Genomic DNA, 1,720 nt, shown 5'->3' with positions numbered 1-1,720 from the left:
GCTCATCATCGAGCCGGGAATCCACAGCAGCAGGCCGCCGATCTGCTGGTCGCGCAGCGGGCTCAGCCACGTGAACGCACGGCCGCAGATCGAATAGATCGGATACAGCTCGTGCGGCGTGAAGAAGATCAGCGCGCCGAGCGCGATCTGCGGCGGGATCGCCGCGACGACGATCAGGATCCGGCGGCCCGGCGACAGCCGTGCGGGCGGCGCGGGACGCGGATCGACGACGAGCCACCAGAACAGCAGCCCGTCGATCACCATGCTCCAGTTCATCACGCGATAGAGGCGCCAGTCGAGCATCGCGATGAAGTGGATCGGCGACAGCAGCCAGAAATAGATCAGCCCGACGAACAGCACGACCGCGACGACGGGATGGAACACCAGGTCGAGCGTCGCGCGCACGGGCGCCCACGCGAGCGCGGGGCGCACGAAACGCTGCCGCCAGCGAAACGGAATGCCCGCGCGAATCGCCGCGCCCGGATAGGACAGTGCGATGAAGAACGGCCCGAGGTGGTGCAGCACGAGGTGCTGCGCGCGGTGCAGGAAGAACTCGTGCTCGAAGAAATAGTCGAGCCGCGTATGCAGCGCGATGTAGAGCGCCGTCAGCCCGAACCAGAACGAGAACTGCCGCAGCGGCGACACCTTCGCCTTCTTCACGCCGCGCGCGAACAGCACGGCAGCGGTCAGCACCGCGATCACCACGGTGGGCGAGGGTTCCCACGGATCGAGCCAGTACAGGACGTTCATCGCGCGCGCATCACTTTGTCTGGGCCGGCGACTTCACGGCGAACGGCGCATCGACCGTTTCGCCGTCGGAGAACTTCAGGCGCAGGTGCACGGTGTCGCCCGGCTTGATCGCGTGCTTCGGCTCCTCCAGCATGAAGTGGTAGCCGCCCGGGGCGATGTCGACCTTGCCGCGTGCGGGGATCGTCAGCTTGTCGACCATTTCCATCTTTTGCGTCGAGCCGTTCGAGACGGTCTGGTGCAGCATCGCCATTCCGTAGTCGGGGCTGTCGACGTCGACGAGATCGATCGGCTTGTCGCTCGAGTTTACAAGCGTCACGTAGCCGCCGGCGGGCAGCTTGTTCGGCAGCCAGCGCACCCATGCGTTCTGCGCGGTGATCGCGCCGGCGGCATACGCGTGGGCGCCTGCGCACAGCGCGGCGAGGAGGGCGAGCGTCTTGAGGGTCGTTTTCGTTTTCATGTCGGGATGAATTCAGGTCGTGGAGGCGGTGTCGATGATCCGGCGCACATCGGCGGCGATGGCGTCGGGCGAGTCGCGGTCGGTCGCAAGCAGGCGGGCGCGGCCGCTCGCGTCGAAGATATAGACGGCCGAGCTGTGCGTGACTTCGTAGCCGCCCGACGGGTCGCGCTTTTCCATCTGGTACGCGACGCGATAGCGCTTCGCGAGCGATTCGATCTGGCGGTCGGTGCCGGTCAGCCCGCGCGCATGCGCGGCGTCGAATGCGGCGACATACGATTGCATCGCCTGCGGCGTGTCGCGCGCAGGGTCGACCGACACGAACAGGATGCGCACGTCGTTTGCCTGCTGGCCGAGCTTCGCGAGCACTTCCATCAGCCGCGCCATCGTTTCGGGGCAGACATCGGGGCAGTGCGTATAGCCGAAGTAGACGAGCGCGACCTGGCCGTGGAACGCATCGGCGTCGACGGGATGGCCGTCGCCGCCCGTCAGCGTGAACGACAGGTCGGGCAGGTG

3 protein-coding genes are annotated in these 1,720 nt (G+C 66.7%); all 3 read right to left on the bottom strand.

What is annotated here, in order from left to right; translation table 11 throughout:
• Positions 1 to 750: cytochrome c oxidase assembly protein (locus JYJ84_RS35935; RefSeq protein WP_205190232.1), on the bottom strand; the 750-nt coding region annotated here is incomplete at its 3' end.
• A 10-nt stretch (positions 751 to 760) separates the two neighbouring features.
• The gene (locus JYJ84_RS35930) at positions 761 to 1,207 is read right to left on the bottom strand and encodes a copper chaperone PCu(A)C (protein WP_175221270.1); all 447 of its coding nucleotides are present in this window, start codon (positions 1,205 to 1,207) and stop codon (positions 761 to 763) included.
• Positions 1,208 to 1,219: 12 nt separating this feature from the next.
• Positions 1,220 to 1,720: SCO family protein (locus JYJ84_RS35925; protein WP_205190231.1), on the bottom strand; the 501-nt coding region annotated here is incomplete at its 5' end.

It is taken from the genome of Burkholderia sp. LMG 13014, assembly GCF_905232215.1.
Lineage (GTDB): Bacteria > Pseudomonadota > Gammaproteobacteria > Burkholderiales > Burkholderiaceae > Burkholderia.
This window is presented reverse-complemented; position numbering and strand designations above follow the sequence as displayed.

Coding starts and splice junctions, on each gene's coding strand:
- JYJ84_RS35930 (WP_175221270.1), bottom strand. CDS start 1,207: ATGAAAACGAAAACGACCCTCAAGACGCTCGCCCTCCTCGCCGCGCTG.